This window comes from Cyclobacterium salsum (assembly GCF_010119245.1).
Classification (GTDB): Bacteria; Bacteroidota; Bacteroidia; order Cytophagales; family Cyclobacteriaceae; genus Cyclobacterium; species Cyclobacterium salsum.
Genome location: NZ_WNKG01000001.1, coordinates 244,857 through 258,151 on the forward strand (window position 1 = coordinate 244,857; position 13,295 = coordinate 258,151).

The 13,295-nt window shown below is 42.8% G+C and carries 14 protein-coding genes; 3 read left to right on the forward strand and 11 right to left on the reverse strand.

From position 1 onward, the window contains the following. Positions 1-270: 270 nt before the first annotated feature. Positions 271-543, reverse strand: a complete 273-nt coding sequence (locus GJS45_RS00990; protein WP_162339582.1) for a hypothetical protein — start codon at positions 541-543, stop codon at positions 271-273. A gap of 84 nt (positions 544-627) precedes the next feature. Between GJS45_RS00990 and GJS45_RS00995 the strand changes: the two genes are divergently transcribed. From GJS45_RS00995 to GJS45_RS01005, 3 genes are all read left to right on the forward strand, one after another. Then, positions 628-927, forward strand: coding sequence for a HigA family addiction module antitoxin (locus GJS45_RS00995; protein ID WP_162339583.1), 300 nt, complete (start codon positions 628-630; stop codon positions 925-927). A 37-nt stretch (positions 928-964) separates the two neighbouring features. Beyond that, a complete protein-coding gene (locus tag GJS45_RS23600; RefSeq protein WP_202928010.1) occupies positions 965-1,147 on the forward strand; it encodes a type II toxin-antitoxin system RelE/ParE family toxin in 183 nt (60 codons plus the stop codon). 71 nt (positions 1,148-1,218) lie between these two features. After that, positions 1,219-1,605, forward strand: a complete 387-nt coding sequence (locus GJS45_RS01005) for a hypothetical protein (RefSeq protein ID WP_162339584.1) — start codon at positions 1,219-1,221, stop codon at positions 1,603-1,605. Positions 1,606-1,956: 351 nt separating this feature from the next. Here GJS45_RS01005 and GJS45_RS01010 read toward each other — a convergent pair whose 3' ends face one another. The 10 genes from GJS45_RS01010 to GJS45_RS01055 form a co-directional block, all read right to left on the reverse strand. Then, positions 1,957-2,220, reverse strand: coding sequence for a GIY-YIG nuclease family protein (locus GJS45_RS01010; protein ID WP_162339585.1), 264 nt, complete (start codon positions 2,218-2,220; stop codon positions 1,957-1,959). A 264-nt stretch (positions 2,221-2,484) separates the two neighbouring features. Continuing rightward, a complete protein-coding gene (locus GJS45_RS01015) occupies positions 2,485-2,952 on the reverse strand; it encodes an RES family NAD+ phosphorylase (protein ID WP_162339586.1) in 468 nt (155 codons plus the stop codon). Positions 2,953-2,954: 2 nt separating this feature from the next. Continuing rightward, entirely contained in the window at positions 2,955-3,500 is a 546-nt protein-coding gene (locus GJS45_RS01020; protein WP_162339587.1) for an antitoxin Xre/MbcA/ParS toxin-binding domain-containing protein, read from the reverse strand. 73 nt (positions 3,501-3,573) lie between these two features. Further along, positions 3,574-4,320, reverse strand: coding sequence for an alpha/beta hydrolase family protein (locus tag GJS45_RS01025; RefSeq protein WP_162339588.1), 747 nt, complete (start codon positions 4,318-4,320; stop codon positions 3,574-3,576). After that, positions 4,251-4,802, reverse strand: coding sequence for a dienelactone hydrolase family protein (locus GJS45_RS01030; RefSeq protein WP_162339589.1), 552 nt, complete (start codon positions 4,800-4,802; stop codon positions 4,251-4,253). Before GJS45_RS01030 ends, GJS45_RS01025 begins: the two co-directional genes overlap by 70 nt. A 257-nt stretch (positions 4,803-5,059) precedes the next feature. Next, entirely contained in the window at positions 5,060-6,538 is a 1,479-nt protein-coding gene (locus tag GJS45_RS01035; RefSeq protein ID WP_235954527.1) for a SusD/RagB family nutrient-binding outer membrane lipoprotein, read from the reverse strand. A 37-nt stretch (positions 6,539-6,575) separates the two neighbouring features. Continuing rightward, the gene (locus GJS45_RS01040; protein ID WP_235954528.1) at positions 6,576-9,932 is read right to left on the reverse strand and encodes a SusC/RagA family TonB-linked outer membrane protein; all 3,357 of its coding nucleotides are present in this window, start codon (positions 9,930-9,932) and stop codon (positions 6,576-6,578) included. A 622-nt stretch (positions 9,933-10,554) separates the two neighbouring features. Continuing rightward, positions 10,555-11,793 carry an alpha/beta hydrolase family protein gene (locus GJS45_RS01045; protein ID WP_162339591.1) on the reverse strand — a complete coding sequence of 413 codons (1,239 nt, stop codon included), beginning with the start codon at positions 11,791-11,793 and terminating at the stop codon, positions 10,555-10,557. Between the two features lie 337 nt (positions 11,794-12,130). Continuing rightward, positions 12,131-12,718, reverse strand: coding sequence for a DUF6557 family protein (locus tag GJS45_RS01050; protein WP_162339592.1), 588 nt, complete (start codon positions 12,716-12,718; stop codon positions 12,131-12,133). Between the two features lie 129 nt (positions 12,719-12,847). Next, positions 12,848-13,285: a helix-turn-helix domain-containing protein gene (locus GJS45_RS01055; RefSeq protein WP_162339593.1), complete on the reverse strand. Its 438-nt coding sequence runs from the start codon at positions 13,283-13,285 to the stop codon at positions 12,848-12,850. Positions 13,286-13,295 lie beyond the last annotated feature (10 nt).

The window sequence follows — 13,295 nt, forward strand, 5'->3', positions numbered from 1 at the left end:
AGGGCCTATTCCCAATGGGTTAAATTGGCCTACCCCTGCTAATTTCGGATTTCTAGTGTATTCATCTCTTTGTTTTTATACCTTTAGCAATGAAATTCAATTCGTTATTGCTTAACCAATGTACTTGTTAGTTAAAAAAGACAGTAGGATAGGGGATCTGGTGCTGCTGGTGGAGACTTTGGCATAGCTGTTCGTTTACCGGTAAGCAGATAAGCGGTACAGGAGGAAAAGACGCTAGACGGATTTCCAACATACAGGTGGTGCGAGGGCTTATACGCCAAACATCAGCTTGCTATACCATTTGAATCGGTAAAACCCGGCCCATTTCCACATTTTCGAAAAGTCTTTTTTCTCAATGGCCTCCAGGGCCAGTAAACGATAATAATCCACCACAGGTCGGTATAAGAAGGGATAGATGAAGGCAAATAGTATAAAAGAAATCGATCCCGGTGTACCGGCTTCTACCCAAAACCAAATAAAAATCAACGCAGGTCCGTCGGCAATCAGGTGATAGGTCCAGACATTCTTAACGTACTTTTTCATTTTCTTTGATTGTTTCGTTAATTTAAACAACCGGGTACAGTCAGACAAGCGATATAGGAATTAGTGTGAAAAAATTTTATTCAAATGAAACGTAGAATTGAACACAATACACACCCTGGGGAGGTGTTAAAGGAAGAAGTGATTCGTGCCAATCGACTGACGATTGGAAAGGCGGCTGAGCTGCTTGGGGTTACGCGTCCTACGTTATCAAACATTCTAAATGAAAAGGCATCTATCACTCCAAATATGTCACTTAGGCTAGCCAAAGTCTTTGGAGGAAACGCAGACTTTTGGTTAAGGATGCAGCTTTCACATGATCTGAGGAAAGCTGAAAAACAGTTTAATGAGAATCCCCCGAAAATAAAGCCATTCGAATTTCAATAGACTCATTGATTAAATTCCATCAATAAAATTTTGTCTGATGAAAACCATAACAATGACCGAATTGCGTAAGTCCATAAAAAGGCATCTTGACTACGTATCCAAGGATTCAGGAACGATTATCGTTCCCGAAAAAAGAGAATACCGATTGGTTTATGCGGTGTCAGGAACAAAAGGGAGGGACCAGAAGTGTACCATTATTCAGTGCAGATTTCATTATTAATTGATGGTGTGGAATTGTCACTATTTAACATAATATAAATTATATAACAGAACTCAACGTTTTGGTGTCTATTGAGCGAAAATAGATTGATGTACGCCAAAAGTTTTGAACTGTATAAGCTTAAGAGAATAATTTCTGAAAATTATGGCAAAACCAGAAGACTTGGAGACAATGCTTTTCATGTTAGAAGTAAGAAAGATTTTCTAATCAGTATGGATGCAAAAATCAAATCAGAGAATACGCTAAAAATATTCATGTACCCGGTGGAATACAAAATCAGGATATGTTCAGATTCAACGGTCCGGGACGTTCTGGAAAAGTTAGTGTTTAGGGAATTTCTGGAAGTCAAAAGCAAACCCAAAAAGATCCGAAGGAAAGGCTTCCCCGTAGGGTATAACGGGGAACAACTCGACAGGACCAAAAAGCGAAAATCAAGGAAAAAGAGGTTAAATAAGTGATGGCTAGAGAGTTATATAATAATTTGCCTAAATCGGTTACCAACTGGTATTTTACTGGTTCTCTGCCCTGGCTCTCCCCTAGTATTGATGGCTAAAGCTTGGTTTCCTCCTCACCTTTTTTCCCTAAATGAGCATTGCGAAGTGGCGTTTGATCGGCCTTGCGGGAGACGGAGCAGGAGCCACCGCAACCCTACATTAATAAATAACCAACTACCTACAAAACCTTTCTCCGCGAAGTAGTTTTGTAACTCAGGTGCACGGAGTGTATATAGCCCGTTTGGGCGTTAGATAATAAAAACCGTTCTTTGGATAAACTCAGTATAAATTATATAACACCCGGTGGAATAAAAATTAAACAACATTGCTCTCAAACCAGGTTTTGAGGCGCTTGTGAAGAAAAAGACGACCATAGTGTGTCTTTAAATATTTTTCCCGCTTTATCGCATCCCACTTTTCGATACAAGCTTCGTAGTAGATTAATTGAAGTGGCCGTCTTGATTTCGTTGATTGAACGAGTCCGTCATTATGTTGTTCAATTCTTAATTTCAAATCCTGAGTGAATCCGATATACAGTTTTCCATCTTTGTCACTGTAAAGCACATAAGTAAAATACATTTACAAAAATAAGGATTTGAAATTATTCCACCGGGTAACAAAAAGAGTGTTTTGCGTATGCGCAGCATTTAATATAAGATCAGTTATACCATTTTTTGTGGCATATATGTTAAAGCAAATCACGGCAAGTTTATTGATCCATTCAAGATTTGTACATTGACGCTCTATCGGATGATTTTCTTAAGATCAGTTCTTACGCTAAAGCAAATCACAAAGTATCATTTAGATAGTCCACCATTAGAAATTGAATCCAAATTCCACCCGTTAGTTACCAAGTTTATAATCAAACTTTCTAAAATCCACCACCTTGAGCAAATCCTGGATACCCGGGAACCTGGGATTAACCAATAGATTGTGTTCTTCCGGATAAAAAGATAAATGCAACCGGGCGGATGGAACCCTTAAAAATGGAAAACTATTTTCTACCAGCCACAGTTTGCCAAAATCTTGTGTTGCTTTGTTATGTGGTAGCATGTCCCAGTTCTGTGGCAGACTTTCTTTATCAAGGGTACCAATCAGTTCACTGTCAAGGATTTCATAAATAACCACATACCAGGTTTCAAGAGCAGTAGAAGTACCTTTGATAGACAGGTATTCCAAAGCCGCCAGAGCTGCCGAACTACTGGCATAAATCATAGGATAAGCTTTGGGATTCCACCTTCCCCCTGACAAAGAACTACTAAAAGGTTCCCGGTGGTATTTTTCCGACATCATACGGTAATAGGTCAACATGCCTACATGACATTTCCGAAGTGAAGGGCATCTATGGCTTCATGCGCCAGGTCTATCCCCGTCATGGATACCAATAGGTCCCTGGGTTTGACTTGACCCAAAGCCATATTTGGTGTATTCAGCCAGGATTTTAAGCTGGATTCCCGACCAAAAATCTCCATCCCTTTTTTGATCACTTCGTCCATTTTAAAAAACTGGTAAGAACCAGGTATGCCGATTTTACTGTCAGCAGACCACCTGGAAACAGTGCTTTGGGAAACTGCGGCCGCCTTGGCCAAATCAACCATTTTAAGATCCAAAAAATCAATTATCGGGGAAATCTCAGCATAGGTCAATTTATCCTCAAGCTTTCTAGCCACCTCTGCCAAACTCCTGGCACCTTTAAAATCCTTTAAGAAATAACCATATCCGTTCTTGACCACATAACTGACTTGCTGGTCTCCCTTATTGACCACAAAAGTTTCAGAAATGCCATATGGCTTTTCATAATCACTAATATAGGATAGGTCTTCCGACTTAAAGGCTTTGTATTTCTTACTTTTTTTCATTTGACATACCAATATATATCATTTGAAGGATTAAAACAAACTTTTTACTATCGTTTACTTTGTGTATTGATTTTCAATTACTTAACACCTCCCCACTCCGCCGATTCCCCGACTCATCCACCCAGTAAATGTACCACAGCCTGGCATCTGAAGGAATAGTGACTTTACCTTTGACTTTATCGATTGGGATCAGTTGCCAGTCCCTTTCGGGGCTCCGTTTGTCACCTGCGGTGAATGCCAGGTAAACTTCTTTCGGCGCAGGAGCAATCGAATACCCGACCTCACTCCCCTTTTGTTTCAATTTAATTGAACTATTAAAATCGTTTTTATCTTCTAGTATGGTACTGATAAAGTTGTAAATTTCCCCCGGTTCTGCCCCGTGTAAGTGACTGTTTTTCAGTTCAGGTATCATGGAATACTGCGCATTACTGGCCAGGTTCGCTGTTTTTTGCCAGTTTTCAACGAAATAGGCAAAATCATTGGTGCCGTTGATAAACAGCATGGGTATCCTTGCATGGCCCACATAACTGGAAGGATCCCATAAATATACCCAATCTTGCGTTCCTTCTATACCAAGGGAATCAAACTGACCGTCCCAGGCACTCTCTTCATGCAGAAAGCCCGCTCCATACACCGGCACGGCCGCAGCAAATCGATGGTCCACTCCGGCTACCAGATTGGTAAGGTAACCGCCCCAACTGATCCCGGTTAGTGCTGTTCGGTCCGGGTTTACCTCCGCAAAGCTGCGGATCAGGGAGTGCGCCCCGGTGATATTGGATACAGCATGGAACTGCCATTGGGCGGAAAAGTCTTCGTCCAATCGAAAAAACTTGTGCTCGTCGTCCTGCAGAGGGCCTCCAGCCGGGTACTTTTTGAGCCCCAGGGGTTGTCCTGTTGGGCTTCGGGTAATGGCTGATTTCCACTTAGGTCCATGGCGATGGCGGCATATCCCCTTTCGGCCCATTCCGTTGCCCAGATTCGGAAAGCAGTCCCTCCCCCACCGTGAGCCAGCACAATTCCAGGAAACTCCCCGGTTCCCGGATTTTTTTCACCCAAGGTAGCCGGGCTGGCGTAGTACGCAAAAACCTCCGTGACCTTCCCTTCATATTCCTCACCGGTATAGATCAGCGACCAGACAGCGTCTGTCTGATCAATCCAATCAAAATCGGGAGCGGTTGACACGGTCTTTAGATCCCAGGGAATTCGCCCTTCCAGATCTGGCGGGAGAGCAAGTCCGGTTTGGGCAATAACAAGGCCTCGCAAAAAGAATAGCGTCAACCCGACTAATAACACTTTTTTCATGCTCCTGCCGATGCATAAAGGTCGTTTCCGGCGTATTGAGGGGTAGTTTTTCACCCTTCCTATTGGATACCGGTACGCCCAATTCTTCAAATATCAGGCGGGTGGCGGGAAAATCCCAGATGCTGCCACCTCCCTTTCCCGATCTGCCAAGCAGCCTTTTTCGGTGTAATGAGCTTTGCAAAAATCAGATACCACTATTAAAATCAAAAAAGGGAAACCAATAATTGATTTCCCTTTTTTTAAACTTTCAAATCCGACTATTCTACCAGCCAAATACTAGCATTAAAGTTATTACCACCATCTAACCGCTCAATTGCCTTTTGATAGGCCGCTTCATTTAAGCTTTGTTCCTCGCCCGGATACAAAAACCTAAGTGGCAACTCGTTATTATTGTTATTTTCACAGGCTGCGTAAATAAATGGGATTCCGTCAAAGCTCATCCCGGATTCAAAATACCACCTCCTTAGTTCGAAATAAGGCTCTAATCCGTTAAAGTAAAGTGCTTGCCATTTTTGCTCCCAGATATCTTTTCTGTCGGTATAAGTAAGACCGGGTTGATTGTAAAAATCATCAAAGTCTTCCCAACCGAATGCTTGGTAGTTAACCCGGTAATAGTCCATAGAAGCCTTTATACCATTCCGATAATGAGGCTCGACAGCGTTGTCTATCCAGCCCTTGTCCGCTGCTTCTGCCAAAAGAAACGCTACCTCGGAATAGGTTATAATGATACCATTGGGATCTTCTAACCCTAATTCAGTAGCTGAGGTTTGGTTGGGATCATCAAAAAACTGTGGTCCTAACCGAGATCCTGAGGTAGCACAGGATTCCCCTACTCCATTATCTGCACCTGTAAAGGTGGGATTACTATAGTCATCATTATCCGGTCGAGCATAACGGCTTAATCGGGGGTCTTTATTCTCATCCATAATTCCTAGCAAGGTACTGCTCAACGCTACGGCATCGAAATCCCCGGTTTTCAGGGGAAGCGTAGGAAATTGATTGGGAAAACCAGTTAAATAATCCAAAATGACATTTTCATTGTTTGAAGTAATTATATCCTCCTCGGCTACAATTTGCGCAAACTGAGTTCCTGCATCTGGCATTTGATTATTCGCACTCATAAGTAAGCGCAGACGCAGGGAATTACAAAATCGTATCCAATGATTGGCATCTCCCCCAAGCAAGATATCGCCTGAACCAATCACCCCGTTTCCGGAAGCTAATAGCGTATTGGCCCTTGACAGCTCATCGAGCAGGTCGGCGTAAATATCCTCTTGTAGGTCGTATTCCGGCGTGAATTCAGAATCAAAGCCATTGATGGCACTGGTATAGGGAATATCTCCGTAGGAATTTGTTAGGTTCGAAAATATCCAGGATTTTAACACTATTGTCGCTCCTTCTAACACCTCATTCCCATCTTCGACAGCTTTTCGTTCGATCACCACAATATCCGTAAGGCTTTTGTAAAAACCTTCCCAAACGGTTGGGAACGCATTCCATCGATAATCATCAACTTCCGTACGAAGCGTCTTTGCGGTCAGCTGTGCGATGTTGTTCCCTAATAGAAAGGATTCGGTTACATGCGTGTTCACGCTCTGCCGGATGGCTGATGGCAAAAGCACGTTTGTTGACACCTCTGCAGGTTCGTTCGGATTCTCATTCATTTCTTCAAACTTCTCACAGGAAAAAGACAGCGTCAGTAGTGAGAATGCAATTAATATATATTTCAATTTCATGTTATATTTTTTTATGTTCAAATTGGTGGCCAGCTTTTTAAAAGTCGAGATTAATGCTAAAACCATAGCTTCTGGTGGATGGCAGCTGTGTGCTCTCAAACCCATTCACGAATATTCCATTTCGAATGGAGAACGTTTCTGGATCAATGCTTGGCACATTTGTAAATAACAAGAGGTTTCTACCTATAAAGGAAACACTCGCTCTCGGAATCCCTATTTGGCTTGTTAGTGATGTTGGAACCGCATAACTGATGCTCAGCTCCCTCAATTTTACATAGGTGGCATCATAGGTGGCGGCTTCGATATTATCTCTGTTGAAACCGTTTCCGTAATACTGGTAGAAATATCCCGTGTATTGCGCTCCACCCGCAGGTACAACCACGTCATTTTCAGTAAGTTCTTCTGTTTGAAAGGAACCGTCTTCGTTTACGAATGCTCCGTCTGCGTTACCATCAGTCCAGTTCCAACCTGGCCCCACAACACCACCGGCATTTTCCATCGTGTAGACCGGATTGCCATCGCTATCGTAGGCTACCGAATGAACCCTTCGTCCTTCCATTGTGGACAACGGTAGGTTGGGATCGTCATTATTGGTAATGGCCCCACTGGTACCATAAAGTGCATGGGAGCGGGAATAAATTTTACCCCCTATTTGTCCATCGAAAAGAACGTTCAACGTGAGGTTTCTGTACGTAAAACTATTGTTAATACCAATTCTCCAATCGGGCTGGAAGGATCCCGCAGATACTTTTTCATCAGTCATCATGGGAATACCGTCCTGATGGATGATACGGCCATCAGGCCCCCGTTCAAAGCCAAGTCCGTATAGCTGCCCCAGCAATTTGCCTTCTTCGGCTACAAACTCAAGGTCAGAACCTCCTTCGTCGCCTGGGAATAGGTCAGCTATAATAGAGTACCGTCCACTACTTATGATATCGGGTAGCGATTCAATGACGGATCTATTTCTTCCAGCATTCAACATCACATCCCATTTAAGATCCTTATTATCAATAACTCTACCCGCCACAGTTAACTCTAATCCTCTATTGCTGATTTCTCCTCCATTAGTCCTATAAAATTCAAAACCACTGGTCTTGGCAACCGGCAAATCTATTATCTGATCAAAACTTAACATTTCGTAATAAGTCAGGTCTACTCGAAGTCTTCCTTCAAAGAATCGGGCATCTACCCCGGCTTCCCACGCCTGTGTACGCTCTGGCTTAAGATCCGGATCAAAGAAAATAGTATTGGTGGTGTATGCGGTTTGTGAACCAAAAGCAGGTTGTGGCGCAAAGGTATTTCCAAAAGAGTAAGGAGGCGCACCATTCCCCACCTCAGCAAAAGATCCTTTTAACTGCAAAAATGCAAATTGCCGCGAGATGTCGAGTAAATCGGAAAGGACAGCACTGACAGCTACAGATGGATACCCAAAGCTGAAATTAGAGCCCTCAAGACCTTCCATCGGATTTACCAGCGTGCTATTCCAATCGTTTCGGAAAGATGCCTCTAAAAACAGGCTGTTTAAATAGGACAGGGTTGTTGTTCCAAATAAACTATTAATACCAGTTTCAGTCTTCTGAGATTCTACTAAAACACCTGATCGAGCATTTGCTAAGGTGTAAATGCTCTCAGTGTCACCAAATTCGGCTAGTTCAGGATTGTTTGCTACCAGAAAATTTGCATTTTGTTTCATAATATTGCCCCCAACACTTACATCCAGGTCAAAATTTGATAAATTGTCGCGATCCGTGTTGTAGGTGAATAATAACTCAGCGTTGGTCTCGCTAAAAGAAACTTCATCTTCCCGGTAACTTCCTCTTAAAACACCTTTAGTTGACGGTGCCCTACGATATTGTCTTTCTTCATCCAATACATCCGCTCCATATCGGAACCGTGCTGAAAAGTTTTTTGAAAAATCGTAGTTTGCTCTCAGGTTGGTGATGAAGCGATTGCTTTTAAATGAATTGGTATTTTCCTTCGCAACTAACCAAGGGTTATTTACCCAAAGATCCTCCACATAGCGCTGTTGTACGCCTGGAACTTCCCAGTAATTTTTCAGATCATTGATCTCCACCTGCCGCGGATACCATAACCAACCGTACATGATGGAAGATGATTCATCATAGCCAGCATTGGGCACATTATCAGAATTTGATGCTACATACATGGAGTTCACCCTTATTTTTAAGCGATCGTCCAGTAATCTCCTGCCAATGCTCGCTTGAAGTGTATTTCTATTCAAGTTTGTATTGGGCGCAATGCCTTTGTTTCCCAGGTTGGTATATGAAAACCGTGAATCGCCGTTTTCATCTGAGTTATTTAGCGCAATATTATTAATGGAGGTGATTCCTGTTCTAAAAAAGTTGCGAATATTATTGGGTGCCGGTGTAAAGGGAACGGGTTCACCATTTGAATTAAACTGCTTAATAAGCTGTCCGTTCATTCTTGGGCCCCAATTTTCACCGTATGCTTCATACGATTCATTGGGACCAATGTAGTTCGAACCATCGACGTAGCTATATTTACCGTCCGCACCAAACCCATATTCATTTTGAAAATCAGGTAATCTTAGGATGTTTTCAAACGTAGTGCTTGAGTTAATTTCAACACCCATTGGCGTATCGGACCCCTGCCCGGTTTTTGTCTCAATAAGGATTACCCCATTTGCTGCCCTACTTCCATAGAGCGCGGAAGCGGCAGGGCCCTTCAGAACATTAATGGAAGCGATGTCGTCGGAATTTACAATTTGTGACGCATTGCCAAAATCAATGGTCGTGGAGCCATTTATCCCATCATCGAAGCTGTAAAGATCATTTGTAATCGGCATCCCATTCACTACAAACAACGGCTGGTTATTGCCTAATAGAGAAGCTGCTCCCCGTATAGTAATGTTCGCAGAAGCAGTAGGTCCGTTTCCGCTTCCCGTTATGTATACGCCAGATAGCTTTCCGGAAAGTCCATTTATTGGATTGATTGCTTTTACAGTAGCTAAATCCTCACCATCTAATCGTTGAACGGAATATCCAAGTGCTTTTTCCTCTCTTTCTACTCCCAAAGCCGTTACCACAATTTCGGTTAGTCCGGTAACATCCTCCTTTAATACTACGTCAATTTGATTTTTGGTCCCCACATCTATTTCCTGCGAATCAAATCCAATTGAACTAAAAACAAGAATGGCGTCGGATTCGTCTATCTCAATTTTATACTTTCCATCAAAATCTGTAACGGTCCCTTCTGATGTCCCTTTTAATAGTATCGTAACCCCTGGTATTCCAAACCCTGTTTCGTCTGAAACTACCCCTGAAACGGTTGTCTGGGCATTGGCGAAAAAAGGAAGTGAAAAAAGGACCATCATACAAAAGACCTTCGTCAATTTGTTTAGGTTTTTACTCATAAAATTAGTAGTTGTTTTTAATAAGAAATATGTTTATTGATTGATGGGCAAAGGAATCATATTGCCCTTATGTGCAGTCGTGTTAACTATTGGGATCTGGTTATAGTTTCAAATCTGACGTAACTTCGATGAAAAAATGAGCACATTTACCAAAAATGAGAAGCTAAAAGTCATGAAGGAGGCGAAAAATTAACCAGAATTCGGATTACCCAGGATAAGTAATGATTTTCCCGGTAGTTTATTACAGCTTGAAAACGAGGCTTGAAACGAAAGTGGAAACGAGGCACGGCATGGCACCGGAACATTTAAAGGAAATAAAGCGCCTATCAAAGGAATTGAGTTGCTTTAGCAACTTCTGTACGACCACGAAATAGGTTCCAATTCATAAACGCTGCGAATTGTGTGAATTAAATCGATTTGCTATTTCGTCCGGATAACAAAAAATAAATCGACTCATTTTGACTTTATAGCTCAAAGCTGGCCAACTATTTGATTTATTTAAATTACAATTCTATCGCCACAGCCCATGGATTAAAAAAATATATATGACCCGATTTTGGCGGCATTGTTGCCTTTTTTTGCAACAATGCTGACAAAATCTCTACGCTGTACATACTAAATCCTACTCCCAACCCTTCAACTCACTACTCCGCCGATTCCCCGACTCATCCACCCAGTAGATGTACCAAAGCCTGGCCTCTGAGGGAACCGCGAACGTACCTTTGGCTTTATCCAGCGGTATCCGTTTCCACTTCCTATCGGGACTACGTGTCGCATCCGTGGTGTATACAAGGGAAATTTCTCCCGAGGCCTGGCTAATCGAATACCTTGCCTTCCCCCCTTTTTCTTTTAACTTTATTGAACTATTAAAATCGTTTTTATCTTCTAACATAGTACTGATAAAACGGTAAATTTCTCCGGGTTCTGCTCCATGCAAATGACTGTGTTTCAGTTCCGGTATCATGGCATACTCACCATTCCTGGCCAGATGAGCTGTTTTTTGCCAGTTTTCAACGAAATACGCAAAATCATTGGTGCCGTTGATAAACAGCATGGGTACCCTTGCATGGGCCACATACCTGGAAGGATCCCATAAATTTACCCACTTTTGGGTTCCTGCGGTTCCCAGGGAATCGAATTGATTGTCCCAGGCACTTCCTTCATGGAGAAACCCTGCTCCATACACCGGCACGGCCGCAGCAAACCGGTGGTCCACTCCGGCCACCAGGTTGGTCAGGTACCCGCCCCAACTGATCCCTGTGATGGCGGTCCGATCAGGGTCTACCTCCGGAAAGGAACGGATCAGGGAGTGTGCCCGGATAATATTGGATACCGAATGAAATTGCCATTGCGCTGTAAAATCCTCATTCAACCGGAAAAACTTGTGCACGTCGTCCTGCCGAGGGCCACCAGCATCCAAACGGCTGCCTTTTGAGCCCCAGGGGTTATCCTGTTGATCAGTGGGTAACGGCTGATTTCCGCTCAGGTCCATGGCAATGGCGGCATATCCCCTTTCCGCCCATTCCTGCGCCCATATTCGAAAGGCCGTCCCTCCCCCACCGTGAACCAGCACGATGCCGGGAAATGCTCCGTCCTCCTGGTCTTGTTTCCCCAATGTAGCCGGGCTGGCGTAGTAAGCAAATACTTCCGTTGCTTTACCTTCATAGGCTTCACCGGTATAGATCAGCGACCAGACAGCATCGGTCTGATTAACCCATTCAAAATCGGGAGCGGTTGACAGGGTCTTTAGATCCCAGGGAATTCTCCCTTCCAGATCTGGCGGGAGAGAAAGTCCGGTTTGGGCAATAACAAGGCCCCGCAAAAGAAAGAGGGTTAAGCCGATTAAAATCGTGTTTTTCATATTTCGAATCTATTAAATATAACCATAACACAGACCATTATTAAGGGTATATATGATTGGGTATCTACTCATCATTTGATGGCCTCGTTTGAATACTGCCACAAAGCTTTATCAAGGATCCGCATGGATACCTTCGTTTCATTAGCTAATTTTTTCGTGTAAACGGTATAAGAATGCCAGAAATCAAAATTGTAGTCCTGAGGTTTGATATGCTCGCAGCTTAAGGAATACAAAGCTCTAAAGTCAATAATTGGATAATGGTCCGGATGATAAAAATGCAGAATCACAGAAGCCGTTGGCCAACCGACACCGGTAAGCAGTGTCAAAATTTCAATTCTTAATTTTTCGTTATTGGTTGAGAAAGCGATTTGAGTAACTTCTTTAATTGAGTGAGGCGAATTCCCTCATCTTCCCCCTCGCCTAACCCACTCAAAAAGTCATCTCTTGATTTGGTGTTTCTTCTTTTCTCCTCAGGGGTCATATTCTTAAATTCCTCCATAGTCTTGTTCAGGTCTTCAAGTTGCTCTGCTATTTCCTCCTGGTCAAAAGAGAAAAATGTCATTTCATACAGGCAATGGGCAATGATTTCCAATTCCGTAAACTCCTTAAATGCACGCTCATCCACCTTCATGCCAAGCCAAATGTCCCAGGGAGTAAATTCAAGGGCCAAGCCATTGTTTCCAGATAATGGATCCACTCTTCCATCAGCGTGGTACCCATCTACATCCACATAATTTTCATCTTCTTCCCTGATTTCAGTCAGCCGGATGACAATATCGCTGGAAGGATCAGGTTTCATTTCCATTAGCTGGTTGAACACCTCTCTATATGCATCGACCTGCACTTCTTGATCTGGATAAAGCCGATTTAGTTCTGTTTCAATGCTTAGCCAGTGTTGCCTTCGGATCAATTCGTGAAATGTCATGGTCGGTCTAACTTAAGGTTGTTGCTTCATTTGCTAAGATCTGGCCTGACCACGTGACACAGTTCGTGGATAATCACTTATTCAATGCAAATAGATGATGACTTTATGATCTCCGGGTTCAGCTTAACACTACTTTTGGGTAAACACTTGTTTCGGTTCGGCATTCCCGTTTTGTTTATTGGAAACCTGAAATAATTCATAGGCACGATTAAAAGCATCCTGTCGAACCTTAAATCTATCGGAGAGTAGGCGAATTACGTTTTTTGACAGCCCTTTCTTATAATTCAAGATATCCGAAACATGCCCCTTAGAAACCGCTAGCAATTGGGCAAGGTCACGCTGCTTCATATGATTATCCTCCATTAAGGATTTTAACAGTTGAATGGGATCAAGTTCCTTCAAAGTAGCATGCGCTTCATCATACTTTTCAATTAAGAGTGTAATGGTCTCGATAAGGTCATGGAGTTCATCAGAAGGGTTTTCCCTGTATTCGTTGGTTAACTTTTCAAGGTCGCTACAATACATCCAGTATTGTTCTTCAGACCTTATGATAGTATAAGCTTTCATTCTATTATCA